The sequence below is a fragment of the Verrucomicrobium spinosum DSM 4136 = JCM 18804 genome, from assembly GCF_000172155.1.
GTDB lineage: Bacteria > Verrucomicrobiota > Verrucomicrobiia > Verrucomicrobiales > Verrucomicrobiaceae > Verrucomicrobium > Verrucomicrobium spinosum.
In genome coordinates this window covers 2,303,375-2,329,301 of the sequence record NZ_ABIZ01000001.1, presented here as the reverse complement: position 1 = coordinate 2,329,301, position 25,927 = coordinate 2,303,375, and the positions used below count along the sequence as shown (strand labels likewise).

The following is a 25,927-nucleotide window of genomic DNA, read 5'->3' as shown; positions in this document are numbered from 1 at the left end:
GCGGGAGCAGAGGGCACGACTTGTCAAACTAACAGCATCCTGGCCGCCCAACACGGAAGCGCTGTGCTCCACCTGGACGAGTTCAAACGAGCCACTGGCCCTCGTTGCTCTCCCAAAAAGAAAACCCCGGCCGCCTCATACGGACCGGGGTTTTCATAGATCATTTCTATTTCAGCTCGGCACCGGGCACCCGCTTACTTCTTGCCCTTGGACACGGCTGCGGAGAACCAGTCCACACCACCGCCACCGGAGCCGCCGCCAAAACCACCACTGCCACGGTTACCGCCACCGCCGCCAAAGCTGCGGTTTCCGCCGCCACCACCGGGGCCACCGGGGCCTTGACGATTCCCGCCACCCGCACCGCCACCGCCAGACTTCTTCTCAAAGTCCGGCTTCGACTTCATGGAGAGAGCGATGCGCTTGCGCTGCAGATCCACCTCGGTCACGGTCACCTGCACCTTCTGCTGCACCTTCACCACCTCGCTCGCATCCTTCACAAAGTGATCCGAGAGCTGGCTCACGTGAACGAGACCGTCCTGGTGCACGCCAATGTCCACAAAGGCGCCAAAGGCGGTCACGTTGGTGACGATGCCGGGGAGCTTCATGCCCACCTTAAGGTCTTCGGGCTTTTCCACGCCTTCCTGGAACTTGAACACCTCAAACTGTTTGCGCGGGTCACGGCCCGGCTTGGCGAGTTCGTTCACGATATCCTGAAGGGTGGGCAGCCCCACATCCTCCGTGACATACTTCTTGAGATCGATCTTCTTGCGCAGCTCTTCCTTCGTGAGGAGGTCGCTCACATCCGAGGAGAGATCCTTGGCCATGCGGGTCACGACTTCATAGCGCTCCGGGTGCACGGCGCTGGAGTCCAGCGGGTTTTCCGCAGCTCGGATTCGCAGGAAACCTGCGGCCTGCTCAAATGCTTTGTCACCCAGACGCGGCACGTTGCGCAATTCGGCACGGCTCTTGAAGGGACCGTTCTCGTTGCGGTACGCCACGATGTTGGCGGCCAGGCTCTGGTTCAAGCCGGAGACGTAGGACAGCAGCTGCTTGCTGGCCGTGTTCACTTCCACGCCCACGGCGTTCACGCTGCTCATGACCACGTCATCCAGGCCGTCCTTCAGCAGGGTCTGATCCACGTCGTGCTGGTACTGACCAACCCCGATCGACTTGGGATCAAGCTTCACCAGCTCGGCAAGGGGATCCATGAGACGGCGGGCGATGGAAACGGAACCACGCACGGTGACGTCATGGTTCGGGAACTCTTCACGAGCCACCTCACTGGCGGAGTAGATGGATGCGCCGCTCTCATTCACCATGAGGATGAGGATCGACTTGGGCAGTCCGATCTTGTTGAAGAACATTTCCGTCTCGCGGCTGGCGGTACCGTTGCCAATCGCCACGGCCTCGATCTTGAAGCGCTCCACAAGATTGAGAATCAGGGTTCGCGCCTGCACAAGAGAGTTGCCCTCACCCAGGAGGTAGATCACGTCGTTGTGCAGCAGCTTGCCCTGGGCATCCAGACACACGATCTTGCAACCCGTGCGGAAGCCGGGATCCACGCCCATCACACGCTTCTGGCCCAGGGGGGCGGCCAGAAGGAGTTCGCGGAGATTATCTGCGAACACTTTCACGGCCTCGGCATCCGCCTTCTTCTTGCCTTCCAGGCGGGCTTCGGTCTCCATGGAGGGGGCCAGAAGGCGCTTGTAGCCGTCCTGCACAGCCTCGGATACCTGTCTGGCGCAGGCGGTGTGCCCTTTCACAAACTGGGATTCCAACAGACGGATGGCCTCACCTTCCGGCGCGGTGATGCGCATCATGAGGAAGCCTTCCTTCTCCCCACGGCGGATGGCCAGCATGCGGTGCGAGGGAATGGCTTTGAGCGGCTCGCTCCAGTCAAAGTAGTCACGGAACTTCGCGGCATCCTTGTCCTCTTCCTTCCCAAACATCACCTTCGAGCTGATCGTGGCCTGCTCCGCAATGAGCTTGCGGATCGCCGCGCGGGCCTCGGCTGCATCGCTCACCCGCTCCGCAATGATGTCGCGGGCACCTGCCAGAGCCTCATCTGCACTGGCAACTTTCAACTCATCCGCCACATCTTCGGTCTTGATGTAGTTCGCAGCTTCCTTGGCCGGATCAGCGCTGGAGACAGTCTGATTCTGCTCGATGAAATCAGCCAGGGGCTCAAGGCCCTTTTCCTTGGCGATGGTGGCCCGGGTGCGGCGCTTCGGACGGTAGGGGGCAAACAAGTCCTCCAGCACGGCCATGGTCTCGGCCTTTTCGATCTTCGACTTGAGGGCGTCTGTCATGAGCTTGCGCTCCTCCAGGGACTTCACAATGGCTTCACGGCGCTCATCGAGCTGGGCCAAGCGCAGCATGCCGTCGCGGATCCCGGTGATGGCCACCTCATCCAGCGAGCCGGTCACTTCTTTACGATAACGGGCGATGAACGGCACTGTGCCGCCTTCGGCGATCAGCTTGGCCGTGGCACTCACCTGCGAAGCTTTGACATTCAGCTCGCGGGCGATGGTTTCAACGTGTTTCAGATTCATGGATCAAATGAGGGGGAAGGAACGTGCAAAGGTGAATTAGCGACCCCACCCGCCAGCGGCAACCCAAAACGTGCAGGGGGGCGATTTTCGCTTGCCAAGCCTGACGGGAAACTTGCTTGACAGACGGCTCCGGGCAGCCCCGGTTTCCCAGGTGCCGACCGCCCGTTTCTCTGCATCGCGTTGAAATTGAGCACCATCATGCCAGCAACAGCCCTCCCCCAGAGGGCCGCTAGAATCAGACTGGAGAAACTTACCTCCTCCAGCCCTCTCCACGACCTCAGGGAGCTCGATCCAGGCTCCCCTTGAAGTTTGCTTTTTGAAATTCGGAGCTCCCCCATCTGCTCCACCCCAATGTATCCCATTGTGATACATTAATGATCATCCGCTAAGACCCGGTGCGAGTGGCAGCGTAGTTGCTAGAACTTGCCACCCAATTGAAGCCCTCCCCCACGCCTGTCCGCCACTGGATTCTCGCCGTCACGACCCTTTCGGCGTTCTTGATGTACATTGATCGAGCTTGCCTCGCGTGGATGCTGGACTCCCAGTCGTTCAAGGACGAGATCCATCTTACCAACGATCAGGCCAGTCATTTGAAGAGCGCGTTCTTCTGGGCTTACGCGCTGGCGCAAGTTCCGGCTGGGTGGCTTGCAGAACGCTTTGGCAAGCGCACACTCATGACGGTGCTCATTGTGCTGTGGAGCGCATTCACTGCGCTATCTGGCTTTGCCAATGGCGTCGCGATGCTGTTCATCGCTCGCATTGGCTGCGGCATCGCGGAGGCGGGTGCCTACCCCATCAGCGGCAGCCTGCTCAGTCGCTGGGCGCACATCAACTGGCGGGGCTTCGCCAGCGGCGTGGTATCGCTCGGCGGACGGTTGGGGTTTGTGCTGGCCCCGCTCATCACCGTGAAGGTGATCCTCCTTTTCGGCAGTTGGCGATGGGCGGGGTGGGCGTATGGATTGTCCGGGCTCCTGGTCGCATGGCTGTTCTGGATGGCTTTCCGCGAGACGCCGGAGGAACACCCGGGCAGCAATGAGGCGGAGCGCGCCCTGCTCGCCGAAGGACGGACCGCCGCTCCCGCCGCTCCCGCCGACACCAAGGCAGGTGGCCCCGGCTACCGGTTTCCGCTCAAGGCAGTCCTTCGTGATCGCAGCCTGTGGATGATGTGCTTCTACCAGATGCTCACCAATTTCGGCTGGGCCTTCGTCATCAACTCCATGTCCACCTACCTGCGGGATGTGCGCCACCTGAGTGAGGACATGAACGGCTATATCTCCACGCTCACGCTGTTTATCGGCATGTTCGGCTTGTTGCTAGGCGGCCTGCTCACGGACTGGCTGACACGCAAGTTGGGACTGCGTCTGGGCAGGCTGCTTCCCTTGTCGGTCACCCGCTTCCTTTCAGCGGGCATGTGTCTGGCCTGCCTCTGGGCAGACAGCCCCTGGCTGCTCGCTGTGTGCCTGGGCCTCATGGTCTTCTCCACCGACTCCGCCCTGCCCGCAGTGTGGGCCTGGGCCCAGGACGTCGGCGGCCGCAATGTCGCGCCGATCTTCGGCTGGGCCAACATGTGGGGCAACTTTGGTGCCGCCATCCAGGCCGCAACTGCGGGATGGCTCCTGAAGACGTTCGACAAGAACGGTGACCAGCAGGAGCTTTTCATCGCCTGCGCGTTGGCCTTCACCCTCGCAGGGATTTTGTCGTTTGGGATCAATGCCGACCGGAAGATCGCGGAGGCATGATGTTATCAGGAGGCGGCGACCTCACAGAGTCCACTCACCTCCCCCTTTAATATCTCAAACAGGGTTGGAGTCCCGTCCCGCATGCGGGACCAATGCCATCAGGGAAAAGTGGAGAGGTCGAGCATCTCCCTTTTGTGAAAGTATTGAGGGCCGAAGGTCCGGCATCATTGCAGCCTTGGGCAACGCCCAAGGTAGGCGCTCGTTTTAGATCTTGAGGGCTGCAGGCCCGACGTCATTCAGGGATGCTCGTCATAGGCAGACTTGATGACACCGGGCCTACAGCCCTCAAGGGTAGTTTGGCCATCTATCCCCGGGGCGTTGCCCCAGGCTGGTATGAACCCGGACCTTCGGCCCTTCTGCAAGGGGCTCACCAGTTACAGTCGTGGCGGTTGCACCATCGCGGCTCCGAGGCGCGCCAAGGCAAAACAGCAAGACGATGCGTTTTCCCTGATGGCATTGGCGTTTAGGCGGTTCAGTGCGAACGTCTGTTTTCTCCCAATAATTCAACTGAGCCGCGTAAACGCGGAACTCCAACCCTGCCACGGAAACGAACAAGGTCAGAGTCACTCATTCACGCTGCTCAGCAATAGTTTGCCAATCTTCAACCTTGGCCCTTGGGCTTCACCGCCACCGCCTCGATCTCATACTTCAAGGCCGGAGGCAGGCAGTTGGTGATGGTGGTGCGAGTCGGGAATGGCTCGGAGAAATACTCCCGGTAGAGCTGATTGTAGAGCGGCACATCGGCGGGATCGCGCACATAGTTGCGGGTCTGGATCACGTCAGCCAGGGTGCACCCCGCCGCAGCCAGCACCTTGCGCACGTTCTCGATTGAGCGCCGGAATTCTCCTTCAAAGGTGTCGCTCACAATCTGCCCCGTTTCATCCACGGAGGCTTGCCCGGAAATGAGGACAAGCTCACCTGCCACCACCACGGGGCTGAAGGGGAGATGTGAGACGGGAGTATTGGGATCGCGGGGATAGGAAACTGTCATGAGTTAATGGGGAGTTCGTTGTCTGACGGGAGTGTCTGGCTTCAAGCAGATTCAGCTATTCACAAAAGGGTAAACATCAGGCCGCAGCCTGCGGTAGGGCATCTTTGTCACATCACTGCGGCAGGGGCCAGGGGTGTCCGCCCAAAGCATAAGCGAGGCGATGCCCTCATAGGCCCGGCGATGGGCCACCGCTGCTTTGACTCCTATAACCTCAAGCTTCTCTGGAGCGATGCCCTGGGAGGTCCACTGCCCCAGATCGAAGGGCGGAGTCTTGTTGGAGGTTAGCAGGATTGTCACCCCGCGGTGACGCACCACCGCACATGGGCCCATGTAAAAAGCGTCTCCACACATGCTGGCGAGGTGGCTGCGGCGGTCCTCCAGACGGAAGAGCCCATCTTTTAGAGACACCACCTCCACCTCGAGGTGGAGTGGCCCGTCATCCAGCGAGCTCCCGCGGCCGCCAATGGGCAACATTGCCTTGGAGCCAGGTGAACTCCCCTGCAAGCGACTCACTGCCTCGGGGTCATTGATGCAAATGGCAGCATTCTGCAGGTCGTGTTTCACAAACGCCCGGAGCAGCCCGGTACCATCGCCCGGTGCCCCACCTCCGATATTGTCGGCCGGCTCGGCAATCACCACCGGACCGCGGAAAGGTGTCTGCGAAGCATCGATCACCTGGGCCATCACCTCGTCCAGAGAGACGTCCCGCACATTTCCAGCCTCGCGCAGCTCCCACGCGAGGTTGCAGAGATCGGCAAGGGCCGCCTCTGCCTCGGCCGACTCACCTTCAGAGGAGATGCAAAAGCTCACACCAGTTTCCGCTGTGTCAGCAAAGGAGAAGCCAGCCACCACATTCACTGCATAGAAGGCTTTATGCCGGGCCTCCAGTGCCCGCGCCATGCTCTCCAGATCTCGCATGGGGGGCGCAGCCGTGCCTGTGCCGGTGGGAGGCCAGACCACACGGGCATGCCGCCAATATTGGCGGGGAGCTTTTCCCGCATTCAAACAACGATGCAGCAGTTCCGCAGCATGAACGGCCATTGCACGCCCGTCGGTGTGGGGATTCTCACGGTAGGCCACCAGACAGTTGGCCCCGGCCGCCATGCGTGGCGTGTAGTTGGCATGCAGGTCAAAGACACCGAACACCGGCAAGGAAGTTGCCCCCGGCAGCTCCCTGATCCGGCTCAAGAGCTCCCCTTCCACATCCTCATGCACCGGGGACACCATCGCCCCGTGCAGCACCAGATACACCGCATCCAGTCCGGTCCGGAGTGCCGCATCCGCCACCAGGGCAAACTCCCGCCACCATGTCTCCACCACTTCATCCGGCACCATGCCCCCCGGCGAGGCCCGCATGTCAATGGCCGGGATGACCTCCCAGCCCAGCCTCTCCGCAGCCTCCAGCACGCCACCCAGAGGTGAAGCGTCGCCTCTGCAGGCCAGAATATCGTTCCCACGCAGCGTGGCAAAATCCGCCAGACAAGTCTCGCCCTCCACAAAGGTGTGGGTTTCATGAAACAAGCCTGCAAGAAGTATCCGGGGTCTCATGCCTGGATCTCAAAGGATGCCGTATTTCCGGAACACCTCGCCCATGGGCACCCCGCGGGCCAAGTCCTCGCGGGCGATGTTCTCACCTTGAACCTTTTCATTGGCCAGGCGGATCGCCTCAGTCGCCACTTCCTGCGGGATCACCACCAGACCGTCCTCATCACCCAGAATGTAGTCACCTTTCTTCACCACCACGTTTCCCAGCCGGATTGGCTCCGCAATCTCCACGATGTCGGCGCGCCCCTTGCTGTCGGCAGGATGATATCCAATGCCAAACACTGGGAAGCCGAGTTCCCGAATTTTCCACATGTCCCGGGTGCAGGCACTCATCACCACCCCATGCACCCCTTTGAAAAGGCAGGCGGTGGTCAGCAACTCCCCCCAAAATCCGCAGGTCTCATCATTGCCCACGTCCACCACCAGCACATCCCCACGGGTCATGGCGTCCACTGCGGCAATCTCCAGCTTGTACGGTTCAGCAGGCACTTCTGTCACCGTCGTGGCCTGGGCAGGAAACACCCTTCCATAAATCTTGTGGACCTGGGTGAGCGGACGCAGATTCGCGGGCAGCGTTTGGTTGGGGAAACCCAGTCCGTCCAGCACATCGGCAACAACAGCGGCGTACAGAGGGGCAAGTTGGGCAAGGAGATCGGCATCAGACATGAGGAGAACAGAACGCAGCCCCTGTGCCGGTGTTGCGGACAGAGCACTTTTGTATCGAGAGACGGAAGAAAAGCTCAAATAGCGCAAGTTTGGCAGAGCCATCCGTCACGAGATGGTTCGCCCCCGAGGTGTACCCACCACTGCATCCCCAAAGATGACAGCCCTGCTCACATTTGATCCATCCCACTGGCAGGAACTCCCGATTCAGGGATATGAAAACAAAACTCCAAACCCTTTGGCAACGTCAACAAGAGGGCAAGGCAGGCTGGATTCTCCTCTGGCTCCTGGGCGTACCCATCCCTGTGCTCCTTATTTTCTTCCTCATGCGCGGGTGCACCTAGCACCTTCGCGCCACGTGGCGACCAGCAGTCGAAGAAACCCCGGCAGTCGGGCCAGGAAACAGTCTCATGCATCCTGACCTGACTGCCGGGGCTCCGTTGTCCGGAGACGGCATAAACCTCCCACACCCAGGTTCTATACCCTAACACATTCCCAACCAATCCCCTCCCACACGGAGAAAAATTCGCAGAAAGTTATGTGAATTTTCATTGACGATTGAATAACATCGAGTTAAACATCATCTATTCAAAGCAAATGAACTCACTCCGGCACAGCGACCTCTCGAAACTTCCAGGAATACCCTGGGGGTATCGCAGTCGCTCCATGGAAGCCCTGAGAGGATTGCCGTATCACGAGCAATCCGAGTTTATGGGCATTCTGTGCGCAGACGCCGGCAGCTAGTTCTCAAGACCTCCATCCGAGGATCCCTTTTCCGAGAACCCTGCCCGCCTTCAAAAGGCTCGCAGGGTTCTTCATTTTCAACCACTTACACAAGGACCTTAATGGTCCACTCCTGGAAAGGAGCGTGCCCCACCCAACAAACATCCGCCCCCTCAGGTGAAAAAGGCCCCGCCGTCAGCGGCAACTGACGACGGAGCCGGATTGGTCACCGATACATAAACCGTCCCTAGCAGAGACTGGGTTCCATGGTCTGGCTTCCACTATAACAGTGGCAGCACGCCCTCCCACTGTCAAGTTATCCCATCCACTTATCCACTTAGTTGGAACTGGGTGGCCTAACTTAGGGATACTTTTGCACCGCACCAACGCCTCTCCCCTCTGCGGGCATCCACTTTTCAGACAAATCCCAACAGGCCTGGGCCGCAGCCCGACTACACCCTCCATCAGGGTGAACCTCGCTGCACCCAATTTAGGAGGTGTGCCTCAAAATCACCGAAACATCCGCCGTGAAATCACCTGCGGGTGCGAGCTCAAGGAGAGCTGGCAGCGGTGAGCGATCATTTATTGAAGAGTCAAAATACAGCGTTTCCGCTTCAGGAAACAATTAGTCAAAAAATGTCGAACACGGCGTGCGCCAGCCGCGCAGCAGAGCCTCCAAAACTCAGCCCGCCCGGAGCAGCACCGGGACGCCGTGCCATTCGTCGTCGTTAAACGGCGGGGTCGCCAAATGGGAAGGCACCGGTCTCATAAACCGGAGACTGAGCAGGTTCGATTCCTGCCCCCGCTACCATTTTTCCGTCAATTCTGGTCCAGTTTCCAATTCTGGAGCCGTCCAAATTCAACCGCGGGAAGGTTGAGAACCTGGAAAGTCTCATAAGCTTTCCCATCGTGGTGCGACCCCACGTCCCGCAACCATTTTCCCAACGCCGCGGTAGTTCGTTAAAGACACGAATTGGTCTGTAAAACCAAAATCCCTCGAGGATCGGCCAGGAGCATTACCTGGACGCGGTACTTTTTTCAACAACTTCATCGCGCATGAGGGAGCCAGCGAACCCGACTCGTTTGGAACGAGGCGTCGCCCGGGGCAGCACCGGGGTGCGCGACCATTTCTTAATTTCTTAGATTGCCACATAGCATTGCATGGAGCACGACCGGCCAGACGAGGACGCTGCTTTGAAACCAGCCGCGCCTGCATTCCAGGCGTTCAGGGTGCAAGTCCCTGGTGCTCCGCTTTATTTCATACCACCTCATTTTATTCCACCACCTTTCGTAGCTCAGTCAGCAGAGCAGCGGCCCGATAAGCCGCAGGTCGCAGGTGCGAACCCTGCCGGAAGGACCACTTTTCAAAAGGCTGTGTAGCTGAGACAGATTAGCGCTTCGCTGAAGACGAAGAGAGTCCGGCGCGATACCGGACGCAGCCACCACTTCATTTAACGCGTCATTGGTGTAACAGCAGCATGTCGGTCTTCCAAACCGCGGGTGCCGGGGCAGATCCGGCATGGCGCACCATTTCTCAACCTCAACAATTTTGGAAGTCAAAGCGGACAAGCGAGCCGCCGCCGGCTGGAAACCGGCCGGGCCTGGATTTCCCGGGCTGTGGAGCATGTCCACTGACTTCCGCTTTTTTCTCCGTCCCCCTCTATATGCTGGAAGCTGAACCGGACCAGCGCGCCGGGACCGTCTCGAACACGGATCGTTCCACTCCAACAGTGGAATGGGGAGCATGCCCTCCGGCTTCCGCCAAACTTTTTAGCCCCCTTATCAAATGGTGATCATGATGTAATAGTTAGCATCCAGCCCTGTGAAGGCTGACGTGCGGGTGCAAGTCCCGTTGATCACCCCAATTTCTCCCGCCAATCGCACGCAAGGCAAAGTCCTCGCGCCACCGGTCTGCAAAACCGGATTACCCGGTGAAGGTCCGGGGCGTGCGTCCAACTTCCCTTCAGTGTTTCATGAACCCCAGCTCACGCAGAGGCCAAAGCAGACGAGGCACTTGTCCGGGAGACAAGTGGAAGCAGGTGCGAGTCCTGCCTGCGTGACCAGTTTTCAGTGCTCAAAGATCCCGGGCGCGGGATGTGACAGCAGCATGCTCCATTCGGTGTGGAGTTGAGCCGTGCAACTCGGACGCGCCCGACCAATCCCCCTTGCCACCATGTTTCAGATTCACCACGAGGAGCTCCGTAGCTCAATCAGACAGAGCACCCGGCTTTGGACCGGGTGGTTGATGGTGCAAATCCATCCGGAGCCGCTTGGTGAATTGCGGGGCAGCAAGCAACTCACAGGTCCACTTCACAGCCGTCCCACAGCGAAACAAAAAGGTGACTGGCGGCCTACCCCACACAGGGTAGGCCTGAGATGAAATTCAAACCAGCCAAAGTCATTGGAAGCGTTCTGGGGCAGCTTTGCAAGCTCATTCCCGGGCACTTGGTCGCGAACCTCTGCGCTCAACACCACCACGGCAGCCAGCCGCGCACCTTCAGTTCCTGGAGTCACGTGGTCAGCCTGCTCTACGCGCAACTGACACACTCCATCAGTCTCAACGATGTGTGCGACAGCTTGAGGCATCATGCCGGGGCCCTCGCTGCCATCCGCGGAGCGACACCGCCAGCCCGCAACACCCTGTCCCATGCCAATAAGAATCGGGACAGCGACCTGATGGAGACCCTCTTTTGGAAGATGTTGGATCATCTCCAGCATCGGCACCCCGGGTTTGGCCTGCGCTATGAAGGACTGCCCCGGCGGTTTAGACGGGCCATCTACGCCATCGACTCCAGCACCATCGCCCTGGTGGCCAACTGTATGAGTTGGGCCAAGCACCGGCAGCGCAAGGCGGCGGCCAAGCTCCATTTGCGTCTCAACCTGCAAACCTTCCTGCCAGCCTTTGCCATCATCGAAGAAGCCTCTCATCATGATGACTCGCGCTCCCGCGCGCTTTGTGCCAGCCTCAAAGACGGGGAAATTGCCTTGTTTGACAAGGCTTACATCAACTTTGCCCACCTCTGGGAGTTGACCGGGCGGGGCATCTTCTGGGTCACCCGTGCCAAGGACAACATGAGCTACCGGGTGACGCGCAAGCTCCAGGCACGGCCGCAAGGCAAGGTGCTGCGCGATGACCTCATTGTGCTCAAAGGAGCCAGGAGCCTTTCGCAACATCCCGGCCCGCTGCGCCGGGTGGAGATGCTCGTGGAGCTTGACGGCAAGGAAGTGCGCATGGCCTTTATCACCAACCAGACAGAATGGGCCGCCAGCACGGTAGGAGAACTCTACCAGAGCCGCTGGGGCATTGAAGTGTTCTTCAAGCAGATCAAGCAAACGCTCTGCATCTGTGATTTTTTGGGACATAGCAAAAACGCGATCCGCTGGCAGCTCTGGGCGGCCCTGTTGCTCTATGTGCTGCTGCGGTTCCTGGCACAAGTATCGGGCTGGCCGCACAGCTTCACCCGCCTCTTCACGATGATCCGAGGGGTGACTTGGAGCCGGGTGGATCTGCTCAGATTGCTGGCGTTCTATGGGACAGCAGGCGGTCCATGGAAGATGCGAGCCAGCCCGCAAAGCGTGTATCTGCCTGGGCTGGAGCCCCCCGTCTATGGGACAGCAGGCGTCGCATAACGGAGCAGGACCGCCCCGTTTGAGAAATCACTTTCGCAAAAGGCACTTCAAAACATCACCAACTCAAGCCTCTGGCGCTGCTTTTGCAGGGCTATGGGATGACTGTGGGTCCACTTTACTATTCATGCTCGCGTATCGGCTTGGGCTTCGAACCCATTGAAACCGTAACAGACTCATGCGGGTGCAAGTCCTGCCGCGAGCACCATTTCCCCGGCGTAGCCCAACAGCAGAGGCACTCCGCTTAGAACGGAGCCAGTGCGGGTGCGAATCCTGCCGCCGGGACCAACTTCATCTCCACCATGCTCGTGTATCGGCTGGAGTTTCTAACTCCTTGAAACCGTAATAGACCCATGCGGGTGCAAGTCCTGCCACGAGCACCATTTTCTCTTCCCCCGGTGTAGCCCAACAGCAGAGGCGCTCCGCTCAAACCGGAGTCAGTGCAGGTGCAACTCCTGCCATCGGGACCATCTCATTGCCCCAGGTTCGAACGTCTCGTGATCCGGCAAGGCCAACACGCCCTCAAACTACTCTTCACCTCCTCCACCTGAGCGCGAAACCACCCATCTCAGGCTTCCCTCCTCTCTTGGTGCTACGCCAACCCATCATACTCAGTCTAAACCCTTACCTCTCTCAACGGAACGTGAACCAGACAAGCGCGCTGGGGCCCGGTGCTAACGGATTCGTCGTACTCTACTGTGCGATGGGGAGCATGTCCTCCGCGTTCCGCCAATTCTAGAAGCAGGCTTATCCCTCTTCCCTTTCCCCTTGACCCCATCGTCTAATCAGCCAAGACCTTCGACTTTCTATCGAAGAATGCCGGTGCGAATCCGGCTGGGGTTGCCAATTTACCATCACTTCGCTCGCGTAGCCCAACAGCAGAGGCACGGCGTTGAGAGCGCCGCCAGTGCAGGTGCGAATCCTGTCGTGAGCACCCAACCATTTCAAAACCTCAAACCTCAAACCTCAAACCTCAAACCTCAAACCTCCTAATTCCTAATTCCTAATTCCTAATTCCTAATTTCCCCTGCGGGCCTACCCGTTTCTCAAACCAACCGTTCTTTCACGGCTTTGGCAATCGCTCCACCACGACTGCGCACCTGTAGCTTCTCGTACACGCTGCGGATGTACTCGTCCGCCGTGTAGTAGCCGATGCCCATCTCTCCCGCTGCCTGCTTGATGGTGTGCCCCTGCACCAGCAGCTCCAGGATCTGCAGCTCCCGAGGGGTCAGGCCGTACGAGACCTGACCTCCGCGGTTCACTGCTCCTTCTGACCCAACGGTGTTTCCTTGATCCCCCGCCCGTCCTGCATTCACTTTGGAGAACATCTCCAGCACCCGCCTGGCGATTGCGGGATTGATGGGTGATCCTCCGCTGGCTGCCGTCCTGATGGCCCCGGCAATGTCCTCCACCCCGGCGGTTTTCAGCAGATAGCCTGCGGCACCGGCGCAGATGGCGCGGAAGATCTTGTCGTCATCTTCGAACACGGTGAGAATGACGATTGCCAGGTTCGGCGCATGAGCCTTCAAGGACGCGATTCCCTCAATGCCGCTCATGCCAGGGAGTTCCACATCCAACAGCAGCACTGCCGGAGGATCGCTGCCACCCACCGCTTGCAACCGGGCCACGGCATCCTCCACCGCGGTGAATCGCTGTCCACAGGTGATGCCGTCCAGCCGGTTGAGAGCCCGCATGAGCCGCTCGCCATAGGTTTTGTGATCCTCCACCAGCCAGACAGGCACAGGGGAATGAGAAGGGGCAGATGCGTCAGCCATGATGGTCTAGGAAAGTGGGAGCCGGAGGCGAATGTGGGTGCCCTGTCCGGGAGTGGAATCAATGATGGTACGCCCGCCGTGTTTGGCAGCGCGCCGCTGCAGATTGGACAGTCCCATGCCGCTGCCATTGGCCGATGATCCTGCCTTTTGCGCTGTGGAGGCAAACCCGCACCCGTTGTCCCGGACCGAGACCTCGACCATGGAGTTCTCGCGGTTCAAGTGGATTTGGACGTTTGTCGCGCGGGAGTGGCGCATGATGTTGTGCAAGGTCTCCTTGAACATCAGCACCAGGTCCCGCCGCTGGTTCATCGGCAGCGCGTTGAAGGCCCGGTCCACTGTTGGGTCGGACGTCCACTCATGCGGAATGCCACGCAGCATGCGGTCCGCGATCTCCCGCAGATGCGCAGTCAGGTCTCCCTGCCCATAGACCCCGCTCTGGGCCAGCCGCACAATATCCCGCATGGAGTCCAGCGTCTGCTGGGCGGTATCCCGTATTTCCTGCAACTCCCGCCTGAGATCATCATCCGGTGCCATGGCCAGAGCGTCCTGGCTGATCAGGGCAATGCTGCCGAGGCTGCTGCCGATCTCGTCATGCAGGTCCTGGGAAATTCGTTCCCGCAGGGCCTCCATTTCCGACCGCCGCAGCTGACGCTGGCGCAAATTCCAACCCACCATGGCGAGCACGGCTGCCGCAGCCAATCCACCCAGAATCAGCAAGCCCGCCCGCTGCCAGCGCTGGACGATGCTACCACGCAGCACAGCCAGCGCCGCCAGTTGCTGCTCCAGTTCCCGACGCTTTGAAAGGCCCTCCAGCCAGTCGGGCCAGTCCACAATGTCGGCCACGCTGGCATAGCCATCCACCAGCGCCCCTTTTTCCCAGCCTTCCACTTCTGTGGAGTCAGAGGAAGTCACCGGCCTGCCTAGCGCCACATTCTGCCCACCAGACCACACTTGCAGTTCCGCAAGGGCAAAGACGGCACTGCCGTTGCTGACGTGAGGCTCATCCACATTCAGCCGGACGAACCGGGCGCGCCGACCTTCCCCGACGAGGGTCACCACATTATCCCCGGGAGGTGCCGTGTAGCTGCCGGACTGCGGGGGTGCCAGATACTCCGGCAGCTCCGTCTGATCCAGCCGGAGTTCCAGGTGATAACGCACCGGAAAACCATACCCGGGGCTGTGGGCAAAGGCTGGCGGATGCGCAGGAAACAGCCTCACCTCATCCACGGGCACCACTTCACCCAGGTCCACCATGACCCACGGTCGCGTGAGCCCGAGACTCTCACTGGCTGGCTTGCTGCGGAATCCCAACGCCGGGCTTTCGCGGCGCCCCAGCGGTGGCCCCAGCACCGTGTGCCCATCCACCAGATTGATCCTCCCCCAGTCGGGCCGCGTGCCCTGGCTGCTACGGGCCTTTACCCGGTCTGGCCCCACGGCCTCCAGTTCCGGCCCGAGGTTTCTCTTCCCCTGCATCACCATCACCTCCCCCAGCGCTACAAAACTGCGCCCGCCCTCAGTGTACAGGCGGGTCGCCGTGATGCGAAGCTCCCTGATCATCCTCCCCCCCACCGGGATCCATACTGGCAGATTGCCGGGATTGGGGAAATCTTGCCGCGTGTAGTCCGCCAGTACCACAGGACCATCGTCATCGGTGCCGTCTTGCGCATCCTCTGCCACAATCGCCTCCACGCGGAAACGCTTGGGAAAGCCATAGCCCGCTTTCGTCGTCGCACCGCCAGGTGGAGGAGCAATCAGCACCACAGCATCGACAACCTGTGGCCGGCCCAGCCGGAGATCCACCCACTGCTCCGTGTCGGGCGAGCCTAAATAAACGCTGTGCCACCCGATCCGCTCGGACGGATGCACAGCAGGCGCAGCAGGGAGGCTGGGAAGCTGCTGCTCCAGGTCCGCGCGCTCCCGCTCCATGTGGGCGAGCTCCGGGCTTAACCACTCCAAAATACCGGCGTGGCACGGGAGGGAGAACAGAGCCAGCCCCCATGCAGCCCCGGCCACGACCAAGGTCGCCGTCCTGCGCGTCCCCCCCTTCCCCCACCGGACGGTTGGAGGGAAGGAATCTCGTTCGCGTAGAGCAGCGTTCATCGGTGGGACCCGCCCAGCTTAGCTTCGCGACCTGCGTTTGCCATCCACCATTTTCACCTGTTCACCCCGAGAACTCGGGGGAGGCAATTCAGGATTCCGTCCGTTACTCTCCGAGCGCCTGTCCCTGCCTTTCCGCCATGAGCCACATCCTGACTTACCGCCGACGTCTCTCCCGCCGCCATCTGCTCCGCGGGGCGGGGGCCTGCCTCGCCCTGCCGTTTCTGGAGGCCATGGGTCAGGGGATCCCAGGTCAGACCAGCGTGCAACGCTTCGTCTGCGTGGCCAACCCATTCGGCATGATTCAGGACGCCTTCTTCCCTGCAGAAACGGGGTTGAACGCCGCCCTGCCAGAGAGCCTCCAGCCCCTGGAGGAGGTGCGGGGGAGGTTCACAGTCTTTTCCCATCTGGACCACGGACTGAACGGAGGCCACTCCGGGACCCATGCGTTTCTCTCTGGAGTGAGATCCTCCGAGGCCGCAGGCATGCCGGACGGGAACATCACGCTGGACCAGTACTGTGCCGAGCAGGTGGCAGGGGCCAGCCGCTTCCCCGTGCTGAACACCTCTGCGGGTAGCAACAATGGCGGCGGTGTCGAGCTCTCATGGACACGCTCTGGAGTGATGGTGCCCTCCATCCAAAAGGTGAGCCAGGTTTTTCAGATGCTCTTTGTGGATGATCCTGCCGAGAAGGCGGCCCAGCGCACCGCCCGGTATCAGCAGCAGGGTTCCATTCTCGACACCATTCAGGAACAGGCCCGGCTGATGAACAGCCGGCTGAGTCACGGCGACAAGGAGAAGCTCGACCAGTATTTCACCTCGATCCGTGAAGTGGAAAAGACCCTCCAGCAGGAGCGGGACTGGGTCTCCCGTCCACGTCCCAAGGTGGAGATGAAAGAGCCCAAAAATGGCACGGTGACGCAGCAGCTCCCGATTCTGTTCGACCTCATTGCCCTGGCCCTGCAAACCGATTCCACACGAGTGGCCACCATCGAGATTCCCGGTGCCTTCGACACAGGGGCAGTGGGCATCGAGGCCAAGGGATACCACGCCTACTCTCACCATGGCAAGGACCCCACGCTGATGGCGGGGATGCGGAAGGTGGAGCGCTACCAGATGACCCAGCTCGCCCGATTCATCACCAAGCTCTCTGACCTCGGCCTGCTGGACAGCACTCAGGTGCTCTTTGGCAGCGGCATGGGAGACGGCAGCGCTCATACCAATCGCAATCTGCCCATCCTGGTGGCCGGAGGAGGATATCGCCACCAGACTCATGTGAGGATGCCGGAGGAGGAAGGCAGGAAGGTGCCGCTGAGCAACCTCTACCTCACGATGGCGCAGCGCTTTGGCCGGGATGCGGAGCGCTTTGGCTACAGCACAGGCACGATGAATGGCGTGATCTGACTCTCCCTCCCATGACGCCGGCCGCCGCTCTCGCATCACTGTTATTTCCCATAGTCTCCAGTTCCCTCGTCGGTGCGGGCCCTGACTTGGGGACCTTCGTCTCGGAACGCTGTCTTGACTGTCATGATGACTCCACGAAGAAGGGCGGTTTCAGCATGGAGCATCTGGACGCCACCATCACCCCGGCCAATGCCAAAGACTGGCTGAAGGTCCTGCAGCAGATCGAGCGACAGAACATGCCGCCAGCGGACAAAGACCAGCCCCCTCGTGAGGAGCGGCACACCGTGGTGCAGACGCTGGAGGACAAGCTCGTGGCTCACGCCCGGGGCCAGGTCACGGCGGTGGGGAGTGCCGCCCACCGGCCCGCCACCCTGCGCCGCCTGAACCGTACCGAGTACCGGCTCACGATTCGAGATCTGCTGCACCTGGACGTGAGCAGCTTTGACCCCAGCCGTGAGTTTCCAGAGGACACCCGGGTTCATGGCTTCGCCAGCAACGGGGAGAAGCTCGTCACCTCCAGCTTCCTGCTGCGGCAGTATCTGGAATCCGCAGAGCAGATTGTGACCCGGGCCGTGCAGTTCCGCGCGCAGCCGAAGGTGCAGCAATGGCACCTGGTGCCGCCCTTTGACCGCACCACGCGAGGCTTCGCCTACGCAGAGAACGCGTACTATCAGAAGACGCTGCGCCAGTGTCCCCCTCACCAGTCACTCACAGAGCGGATGCGTGGGCTTCCCCAGATGGGCTATGCGCCAGTGGATGAACTGCGCGCCGGAGTCCCGGAGAGTGGCTGGTACCAGATCCGCATCCGCGCCGAGGCGAAGCACCGCTATGCCGACCTGGATCCCAAGGATCCCGCCCTGGATTTGAGGAAACAAAAGTTCCCCTCTCTCTGGGATCCTTCCGAGCCCATCCGGTTGGGCATCTACACCGGCACGCTGGAGGGCATTGACCCCGAGAATAAAGAGGCGCTGGACACGGCCGCGACGGGCTACCAGTCGGGCCAGCGCCAGCTCGCCGTCTGGGATCTGCCCGATGATCAGGCCACGTGGTTGGAATGTCGCGTGTGGATGGATCGTGGGCAGTTCCCCCGCCTGGGCTTCCCCAATGGTCCCAGCGACAGCAACAACCGGCTGCGCAACTATTTCAAAGCGAACTTTGAGCGGCTGCTAAATGCAGAGCAACGGGCCAGGTACGAGCAGGACAAGTCCAATGACTGGAACCTCTTCATGTGGTTCGAGTCACCACGCATCCAGGTCTCCCACATAGAGGTTACTGGCCCTCTGCACGACACCTGGCCACCGGAGAGCCATCAGGCCATCTTCGGCAGCGCCCCCTATCGCAAAGAGTCTGCGGCGGAAGTATTGAAACACTTCTCCTCCAAGGCATGGCGGCGGCCGGTGGCAGATACCGAGGTGGCTCCTCTCCTCGCGCTCGTGATGCAGGCAGAGCAATCCGGCATGAGTGCAGAGGCAGCCATCCAGGAGGGCGTCAAGGCCATCCTTTGTGCGCCGGAGTTCCTCTATCGCGAGGAAAAGGCGTCTCAGCTCACGGGCTACGAGCTCGCCTCGCGTTTGTCCTATTTCTTGTGGTCTTCCATGCCGGATGAGCCCCTGATGAAGCTTGCCAGAAGCGGGGAAATTGCCCGGCCAGAAGTGCTGCGCCGGGAGGCTCTGCGGCTGCTGGCCGATCCTCGCTCAGAGGCCTTCGTGGAGGAGTTCCTCAACGGATGGCTGGACCTGCGCAAGCTCGGCACCATGGCCCCAGACGTGCACAAGTTTGCCACCTACTATGACAATGACCTCGAACCCGCCATGCGGATGGAGACGCGCCTCTATTTCCGCCAGCTCCTTCACACGAACGGCCCCGCCACCCGTCTGCTGGACTCTGACTACACGCTGGTGAACCTGGACCTGGCCCGGCTCTACGGGATGAGCCCGGAAGTTGTCTCAAAGAACCTTGCTACCGCAGTGCCGGGACTGACGCCCCAGGAGCTGGTCCCTGACGGGGCCGGGCACGCACCATCGCTCGGCTTCACGCAGGTAAAGCTCACCGATCGCCGCCGTGGCGGGGTGCTGGGCCATGCCAGTGTGCTCACGCTCACCGCGAATGGGGTGGACACCTCGCCCGTCATCCGCGGAGTCTGGCTGTTGGAAAACATCCTGGGGGCCACACCATCACCTCCCCCGCCCAATGTACCCGCCATTGAGCCGGACATCCGCGGGGCGAAGACGATCCGGGACCAGCTCATGAAGCACCAGGCCAGCGGGAGCTGCCGCAGCTGCCATCGCCAGATTGATCCGCCGGGCTTTGCCCTGGAGAACTTCGACGCCATCGGCCGCTGGCGGGGGCATTACCTCAACAACAAGACCGCTCTGCCGGTGGATGCGAGCGGTCAGTTCGGCAGCACGCATTTTAACGACGTCACCGGGTTCAAGGCGGAGCTGCTCAACCGACGTGACCAGTTCGCCCGCTGTCTGGTAGAGAAGCTCTTCATTCACGCGCTGGGCCGCGATCTGGAAGTCACGGACCGCCCGGCCATCCGTCGTATCGTGGAGGGCACGGCAGAGGCCGATTTCCCTCTTCGTGAGATCATCCTCCAGTGCGTGAAGAGCGAGATCTTCCGCCAGAAGTGACCGTGCCACCCCGAAAACTCGGGGGTCACTCCCCGAAAGGTCTGCATCCGTGCGCCCTTTGTTTGCTCAGTCCTGCTCCATGATTTCCTCCCCGTCACGTCCCATCTTCCCTTTCCCTCTCCCTCTCCCAGTACTGGGTATGGCCGCCTTGCTGGCAGCAGGGTCTTGCCCCTCCCTCTGGTCGGCAGAGTCAACTGCCGCCGCAGGGACTGGCACCCCTGCCGGACTCGATGACGTCGTACGTCCTTTCTTCCAGCAGCACTGCAACGCCTGCCACGGGGAGAAGAAGCAGAAGGCGGATCTGCGCACGGACACGCTCCTGATCAACGCCCGCTCTCCCAAGACCATGGGGCACTGGGAGGAGATCATGAACCGGATCAACTCCGGCGACATGCCACCTGACGATGAGCCGCGCCCCGCCCCCGCTGAGGTGGCCAAAGTCGCCGAGTGGATTGTGGGCCAGCTCCGCGAGGCGGAAGCACAGAACCAGGCTTCCGGTGCGGAGCGTGTCTCCTTTCGCAAGCTCTCCCGGCGCGAGTATGCAAACAGCGTCCGCGACCTGCTAGGGGTGAACTTTGATGTCAAAGGCCCTTCCGGTCTGCCGGAGGACCCGGACTGGCACGGCTTCGAGCGCATCGGGCCAGTGCTGACATTGTCTCCCGCTCATGTTGAGAAGCACCTTGCTGCCGCAGAGGCCGTCTTGGATGAAGCTCTCTCCCTCCGTCCGGAGCCCAAGCGCGACGTCATCCGGTGGATGCCGTTTGACATGCGCTGGAAGGGATTCGCAAAGGAGTACGAAGCCCGGGGCATCGCAGATCAGGTACGCATCGAGATCGTCCCGAACAACTACACCACAGACACCTGGCCCCTGGAGGTGAAAACCACGGGAGACTACCTCCTGCGGGTGAAGCTCAGCGGTCTGCGTCCGGAGGGGGGCCGGGCTCCCCGCCTGAAGGTGTACATGTCCAGCGTGGACAAGACCTTGCTGGAGCAGGATGTGGATGCCCCGGAGAACTCGCCCATCACCGTGGAGGCCCGCGTGCACCTGATCGCCGGGAAGTATCCGATCCGCCTCATCAACTCCGTGCCCGGGCCCAATCCGGAAGCCCGTCGCTCCCGCCACTCTGGCACCGCCAATGCCTTCACCACCACGAAGAGCCGCGTGCCGTGGCAGATGAAGCTGACGGATGATGACTACAAGCCCATCCAGCCCACGTTGATCATCGACTCCGTGGAGTGGGACGGGCCCATCGTGGAGTCCTGGCCCACCCCCGCGCACCAGCGCGCCTTCTTCCGTGGCAGTGATGTCCCCGAGCAAGACAAGGACATCCCGTATGCCCGGGAGATCCTCGCCCGCTTCGCGGAGAAGGCCTGGCGTCGCCCGGTGCAGCCCGGAGAAATTGATCGTTTCCTGAAACCTGTGGAGAAAGCCCAGCAACTGGGCGAGGGCTTCGAGTCCGCTGTCCGCGGTGGCTTGGTGGCCATCTTGTGCTCGAAAAGCTTCCTTTATCTGGAGGAGGGCAACGCGTCCCACGGCTCCCCCCGCCTGACCGACTGGGAGCTTGCCTCCCGCCTCTCCTACTTCTTGTGGAGCAGCATGCCAGACGACCGCCTGCTCAACCAGGCGCGATCCGGCAAACTCCACGAACCGGAAGTACTCCGTGCAGAAGTGCGGCGTATGCTGGCCGATCCCAAGGCCGCGGAATTCTCCGACAGCTTCCCCCGCCAGTGGCTGCTACTGCGCAAGGTGGGCATGTTCCCGCCGGACAAAGTGCTCTACCCTGAATACGATGAAAACCTGGAGCAGAGCATGGTGGCGGAGACGGTGGGTTTCTTTGGCGAGGTGCTGAAGAAGAATGACAGCCTGCGTGCTTTCCTCGATTCCGACTGGACCATGCTCAATGAGCGTCTGGCCGCGCACTACGGCATCCCGGGCGTCCGGGGGGACAAAGTGCAGCGCGTCTCACTGAAACCAGAAGATCACCGCGGAGGATTGCTCACGCAGGGAGCGATTCTCAGCCTCAGTTCAGACGGGACCCGTCATCGCCCCGTGCACCGGGGCGTATGGGTGCTGGAGTCCATCATCGGCAAGCCCCCGCCCCCGCCCCCTGCGAACGTGCCCGCGCTCACCACGCCGGCTGCTGGAGAGAAGAAGGTGACCGTGCGCGAGAAACTGGAGCAGCATCGTGCGGATCCAAACTGCACCGCCTGCCACAACAAGATCGATCCCCTGGGCGTCGCCTTCGACAACTATGACGCCATCGGTCGCTGGCGCACCGTGGAGACAGTACGTGATGGCACCGGCGCGGATCCCCAGCTCGATCCCAGTGGAGCCCTGCCCGACGGCCGCGCCTTCAAGAACGGAGCCGAACTCAAGCAACTGCTCCTCTCCGACGCCGACAAGTTCGCCCTCGCCTTCACCGAAAAACTGGCCACCTACGCCCTGCGTCGCGGCATGACCTTCAGCGACCGTGAGGAACTGAAGCAGATCTCCGATCAGGCTCAGTCCTCCGACTACAAGATCCAATCCCTCATCGAAGCCTTCGTCACCAGCCCTCTCTTCCAGAAGCGCTAACCCACCACAGGCGACTGACTTCACTTTTTACTTTTCACTAGCCACTTTTCACTTCACCAACTCCATGAGCAACATCCTCTCCCAGAACTGGCTCCTCGACCGCCGCCGCTTCTTGCGCGGCCTCGGCACCACCATGGCGCTGCCACTTTTGGATGCCATGCTGCCCATGAAGGTGCGCGCCACCACCGCCAGTGTGGCAGCAGCCGCCAAGCCGCGGCGCAGCGTGTTCGTGTATGTGCCCAATGGCGTGAACGGCATGACCTGGCAGGTGAAGCAGGCCGGCCGGGACTACGAACTGTCCGAGTCGTTAAAACCCCTGGCCAAGTACAAGTCGGATTTCACCGTCTTCAGCGGCCTGCATCATCCTAATGGATTGGGCCAGGCCCACGTCTGCGCGGACACCTGGCTCACCGGTGCCAAGATCGATGCCCAAGGTGGACGAAAGTACGAGAACAGTGTGTCCTGCGATCAGGTCATGGCCGAGGTCACGGGCCAACAGACTCGTTTCCCCTCCTTGGAGCTCTCCATTTCCTCAGGCACGGGTCAGCCCTTCAACAGCAACACCCTCGCCTTTTCCCGGGATGGCGTCCCCCTCCCTGCGGATGACAATCCACGAGTCATCTTCAACCGTCTCTTTGGTGAAGAAACCGGCGGCATCGCCGCCCAGCGGGCCCGGTTGACCAAACGTCGCAGCGTCCTGGATGCGGTCATGGATGACGCCAAGTCCTTGAGACTGGCGCTGGGCACTGAAGATCGCACCAAGCTGGACGAGTACCTGCACGCCGTTCGCGATGTTGAGCAACGCACCGAGCGACTGGACTCGTGGCTGGATGTCCCCAAGCCCGCGGTGGACAACAAGAGCTCCGCCCCCTTCCAGAAAGACGTCCCCAAAGCCCAGGCCGGTGAATACTGGCGCACCATGTTTGACCTCATCGTCCTGGCCCTGCGCACCGACATGACACGAGTGGTCACTTACATGAATGGCAGTGAGGGCAATGGCCTCGCCATTCCGGAAATCGGCATCACTCAGGCCCGCCACAATCTTTCCCACCACAATGGCGACCCAGTCGTGCTGGAACGCCTGGCCAAGAGCGACGCATTCCTCATGGAGCAGTTCGCCCACTTTTTGAATGAACTTCAAACAGTCAAAGACGGTGACGCCCCCCTGCTCGATCGCACCATGGTCCTCTTTGGCAGCGGCATGAGTTATGGTCACAGCCACTGCAACAGCAACCTGCCCATCCTCCTCGCCGGCGGCAGGGGCCTGGGGCTGAAGCACGGCCAGCACCTCGACTACAACCGCCCTCACCTGAAGGAAGACTACACCCTGAGCTACGACGAATGGCGCAGCCTCTGCGGCAAACCCAAAGACTCCAAAGCCCGCCTCAACAACGTGCTGCTCACCATGCTTCAGAAGATGGAAGTCAACTCAGAGACCTTCGTGGACAGCCTCGGCCCCATATCAGAGATCGTGTAGGAGAGACGGATTTGGGAATTGTGATTTGTGATTTTGGATTGACCTGCTCCTCCGAATATTTCCGATCATCCACCCCACTGCCCACTGCCCACTGACAACTCCGCCGATGCAACGCCGCTTCCTCCACGCTCTCTGCGTCCTCCTATCTTGCAACACCCTCCTGCCTCCCGCGTACGCAAAGGCCGCCGCCCCCCCAGCAGCGACTACCAGCACCACCTCCTCACCGGCATTCCCTGCCCACCATTCGGACCAGCGGATCAGCGGGGAACTGGTCAGCATCGATTTCATCCGCCGCATCGGCCAGTTTCGCGCCACCAAAACCGGGGAACTCGTGGAGTTCACCCTGCCCCCTTATGGCACCGCACAGTATCTGAATTCAGAGGCCTCGCTCCGCGATCTCCCGCTGGGCACGTTCTTCCTGTTTTTCCTGAACCAGGACACCCAGGGCGGTTGGACCCGGCTGGCCACCATGCAGGACCAGTACACCATGGACGCCAGCCGCAGCTTCACCTACCGGCTGGATGAGGTGAAGCTGGCGGAGAACAAGCTTCTTACCACCAAGCACAGCATCAGCAAGAAACAGGAGGATCTGGGCAAGAAGGAACTGCTGCTCACTCCCGCCACCCGCTGCTGGCGAGGAACAGACCAGATCAAACCAGCAGATCTCAAACCCGGCGACGAACTGCTTTACACCCTCACGGGAAAGACTTCCTCGAACCCCGGCGTTTGCACAGACATCTGGGCAGGCGTGGAAACCCACGCCCTGGCCACCAAACAGATGCGCGAGAAGTTTGACGCCTTCACCAAACATCGCGGCCTGCCCGGCTGGGTGACCAAGACCGAGGGCAATACGGTGACGGTCACCTTCTTCAGCGGCGATGCCAAGCTGTACCAGACTCTCTACGGCGAGGTGCTCGCCCAGGGCAAGGGTGGCAATCTTTGTGTGGCCAACCAGGATCTGCGCACCTGGAATCCAGGCGTGGACAAGGACGGTTGCAGCATCATCGCCTCCGAGCGGATCCCCACCGATGGCTATGGCAACAGCGGCATTCGCGCAACGTTCAAGGTCTCCAACATGCTGGAGGGCTTCCGCAAAGGACGCGTCGTCCGCTTCTTTGGCTCCGGCTGGCCCACCAAGGACCAGTTCTATGGCGAGAGCCTGATGGGCTATGGTTTCGGCCGTCTTCAGACTCCTGAACTCGAGGAAAACCCCGCCAAGGAGTATCCCGATCAGTTCCCCTTCCGCACCGACTTTGGCAACGAACACCTACCTTGGTACCAGCTCAAACCCGGCATCGCTCCGCCCCCCTTCGCCCAGCACGTGGTTCTAGGAGAACTGACGAAAGTGGACGCTGCCACCCGCACCGGCCAGTTCAAAACCGACCGCACGGGCGAGCTAGTGGACTTCAGCCTCCTGCCGCAGAACCTCGGGACGGTGAAGTATCTCAATACCGATGCCACCCTGGCAGATCTGCCAATCGGTACCCGCTGCCGCTTTCATCTCTTCCAGGATGAGCAGGGCAAGTTCACAAAGGCCAGCCTCGTCACCGATGAATTCACCCGTCTGGCCACCAACGCCATGACCTATCGTGTGGAGTCCCTCCAGCCCACGCTGAATTCCACAGATCCCTCCAGCCTCACCGTGAACGTAAGCTGGCAGATCCCCGAGGTGAAGAATTACAACGGTGACATGGAGCGCCCGCCCGACATCGGCCGCAGCCTCATTCGCCTCAACAAGGACACCAAGGTGTGGAAAGGGACACTTGAGACACACGCCGCACTTAAGGATCTCGCTGTGGGCGACGCCCTCATCATCAATCTCAACGGCGACTTCGCCAACGCCCCGGCAGTCTGCACCGAAGTTTGGGTTGGTACGGACCTTCACAAAGCCCTGGCTGAAGCCCAGAAGAACAAAGCCAGGCTCGCTGCTGGGAAGAACGCTACACCCACTCCGAACAAGAGACCTTGAGGGGAGCCATGCAGTGACACCCGGATGTCATCGAGGAAGCGATGTCCCTTCAGCGCATTTCAATAGGCCGTCCACCTGACCTGAAGTCGTAGTTCTGCGCAGGACAACCATTCCAACGAACCTGAGGAGACTCCGCACCTACGCAAAGCTTTCAGCAT

General features: G+C 60.7%; 13 protein-coding genes and 10 tRNA genes. 17 read left to right on the top strand and 6 right to left on the bottom strand.

Annotated elements, in window-relative coordinates; genetic code table 11:
* Positions 1-194: 194 nt before the first annotated feature.
* On the bottom strand, positions 195-2,552 hold the full coding sequence (locus tag VSP_RS09295) for a Tex family protein (RefSeq protein WP_009960205.1): 2,358 nt from the start codon (positions 2,550-2,552) through the stop codon (positions 195-197).
* 434 nt (positions 2,553-2,986) lie between these two features.
* Between VSP_RS09295 and VSP_RS09290 the strand changes: the two genes are divergently transcribed.
* Entirely contained in the window at positions 2,987-4,291 is a 1,305-nt protein-coding gene (locus tag VSP_RS09290) for an MFS transporter (RefSeq protein ID WP_157210812.1), read from the top strand.
* A gap of 601 nt (positions 4,292-4,892) precedes the next feature.
* Here VSP_RS09290 and VSP_RS09285 read toward each other — a convergent pair.
* From VSP_RS09285 to VSP_RS09275, 3 genes are read right to left on the bottom strand one after another with little or no spacing between them, the layout of a single operon-like run.
* Entirely contained in the window at positions 4,893-5,282 is a 390-nt protein-coding gene (locus tag VSP_RS09285; protein ID WP_009960203.1) for a RidA family protein, read from the bottom strand.
* Positions 5,283-5,333: 51 nt separating this feature from the next.
* Complete coding sequence (locus tag VSP_RS09280) at positions 5,334-6,830, bottom strand: M81 family metallopeptidase (protein WP_044133478.1); 1,497 nt, start codon at positions 6,828-6,830, stop codon at positions 5,334-5,336.
* Between the two features lie 9 nt (positions 6,831-6,839).
* Positions 6,840-7,493 carry an RraA family protein gene (locus VSP_RS09275; RefSeq protein ID WP_009960201.1) on the bottom strand — a complete coding sequence of 218 codons (654 nt, stop codon included), beginning with the start codon at positions 7,491-7,493 and terminating at the stop codon, positions 6,840-6,842.
* Positions 7,494-8,947: 1,454 nt separating this feature from the next.
* On the opposite strand from VSP_RS09275, the gene VSP_RS09265 reads away from it, so the two are divergent.
* The 11 genes from VSP_RS09265 to VSP_RS09230 all read left to right on the top strand — a co-directional run bounded on the left by VSP_RS09265 (position 8,948) and on the right by VSP_RS09230 (position 12,774).
* Positions 8,948-9,024: transfer RNA gene (locus tag VSP_RS09265), tRNA-Met, on the top strand.
* Positions 9,025-9,497: 473 nt separating this feature from the next.
* Positions 9,498-9,573, top strand: a tRNA-Ile gene (locus tag VSP_RS09260).
* 96 nt (positions 9,574-9,669) lie between these two features.
* Positions 9,670-9,743 (top strand) — tRNA-Gly (locus VSP_RS09255).
* A 259-nt stretch (positions 9,744-10,002) separates the two neighbouring features.
* Positions 10,003-10,077 (top strand) — tRNA-His (locus VSP_RS42075).
* A gap of 122 nt (positions 10,078-10,199) precedes the next feature.
* Positions 10,200-10,276, top strand: a tRNA-Pro gene (locus tag VSP_RS42070).
* 133 nt (positions 10,277-10,409) lie between these two features.
* Positions 10,410-10,482: transfer RNA gene (locus tag VSP_RS09250), tRNA-Gln, on the top strand.
* A 107-nt stretch (positions 10,483-10,589) separates the two neighbouring features.
* Complete coding sequence (locus VSP_RS09245; protein WP_009960198.1) at positions 10,590-11,843, top strand: IS4-like element ISVsp5 family transposase; 1,254 nt, start codon at positions 10,590-10,592, stop codon at positions 11,841-11,843.
* A 209-nt stretch (positions 11,844-12,052) separates the two neighbouring features.
* A tRNA-Leu gene (locus VSP_RS09240) sits at positions 12,053-12,128 on the top strand.
* 106 nt (positions 12,129-12,234) lie between these two features.
* Positions 12,235-12,310: transfer RNA gene (locus VSP_RS09235), tRNA-Leu, on the top strand.
* 300 nt (positions 12,311-12,610) lie between these two features.
* A tRNA-Glu gene (locus VSP_RS42065) sits at positions 12,611-12,686 on the top strand.
* Positions 12,687-12,701: 15 nt separating this feature from the next.
* Positions 12,702-12,774 (top strand) — tRNA-Leu (locus VSP_RS09230).
* Positions 12,775-12,886: 112 nt separating this feature from the next.
* Here the strand turns inward: VSP_RS09230 and VSP_RS09225 are convergent.
* Together VSP_RS09225 and VSP_RS09220 are read right to left on the bottom strand one after the other, a co-directional pair.
* Positions 12,887-13,615 (bottom strand): response regulator transcription factor, encoded by a 729-nt coding sequence (locus VSP_RS09225; protein ID WP_009960197.1) that lies wholly within the window; start codon positions 13,613-13,615, stop codon positions 12,887-12,889.
* A gap of 6 nt (positions 13,616-13,621) precedes the next feature.
* Positions 13,622-15,715: a sensor histidine kinase gene (locus VSP_RS09220; protein ID WP_157210811.1), complete on the bottom strand. Its 2,094-nt coding sequence runs from the start codon at positions 15,713-15,715 to the stop codon at positions 13,622-13,624.
* Positions 15,716-15,852: 137 nt separating this feature from the next.
* Here VSP_RS09220 and VSP_RS09215 point away from each other — a divergent pair, with 137 nt between their 5' ends.
* The 5 genes from VSP_RS09215 (at position 15,853) to VSP_RS09195 (ending at position 25,769) form a co-directional block, all read left to right on the top strand.
* The gene (locus VSP_RS09215) at positions 15,853-17,115 is read left to right on the top strand and encodes a DUF1552 domain-containing protein (RefSeq protein ID WP_009960195.1); all 1,263 of its coding nucleotides are present in this window, start codon (positions 15,853-15,855) and stop codon (positions 17,113-17,115) included.
* 11 nt (positions 17,116-17,126) lie between these two features.
* Positions 17,127-19,748, top strand: a complete 2,622-nt coding sequence (locus VSP_RS09210; protein WP_009960194.1) for a DUF1592 domain-containing protein — start codon at positions 17,127-17,129, stop codon at positions 19,746-19,748.
* A gap of 79 nt (positions 19,749-19,827) precedes the next feature.
* The gene (locus tag VSP_RS09205; protein ID WP_198141351.1) at positions 19,828-22,323 is read left to right on the top strand and encodes a DUF1592 domain-containing protein; all 2,496 of its coding nucleotides are present in this window, start codon (positions 19,828-19,830) and stop codon (positions 22,321-22,323) included.
* Positions 22,324-22,387: 64 nt separating this feature from the next.
* Positions 22,388-23,800 (top strand): DUF1552 domain-containing protein, encoded by a 1,413-nt coding sequence (locus VSP_RS09200; RefSeq protein WP_009960192.1) that lies wholly within the window; start codon positions 22,388-22,390, stop codon positions 23,798-23,800.
* Between the two features lie 106 nt (positions 23,801-23,906).
* Positions 23,907-25,769, top strand: a complete 1,863-nt coding sequence (locus VSP_RS09195) for a hypothetical protein (protein WP_009960191.1) — start codon at positions 23,907-23,909, stop codon at positions 25,767-25,769.
* The last annotated feature ends 158 nt before the right edge of the window (positions 25,770-25,927 follow it).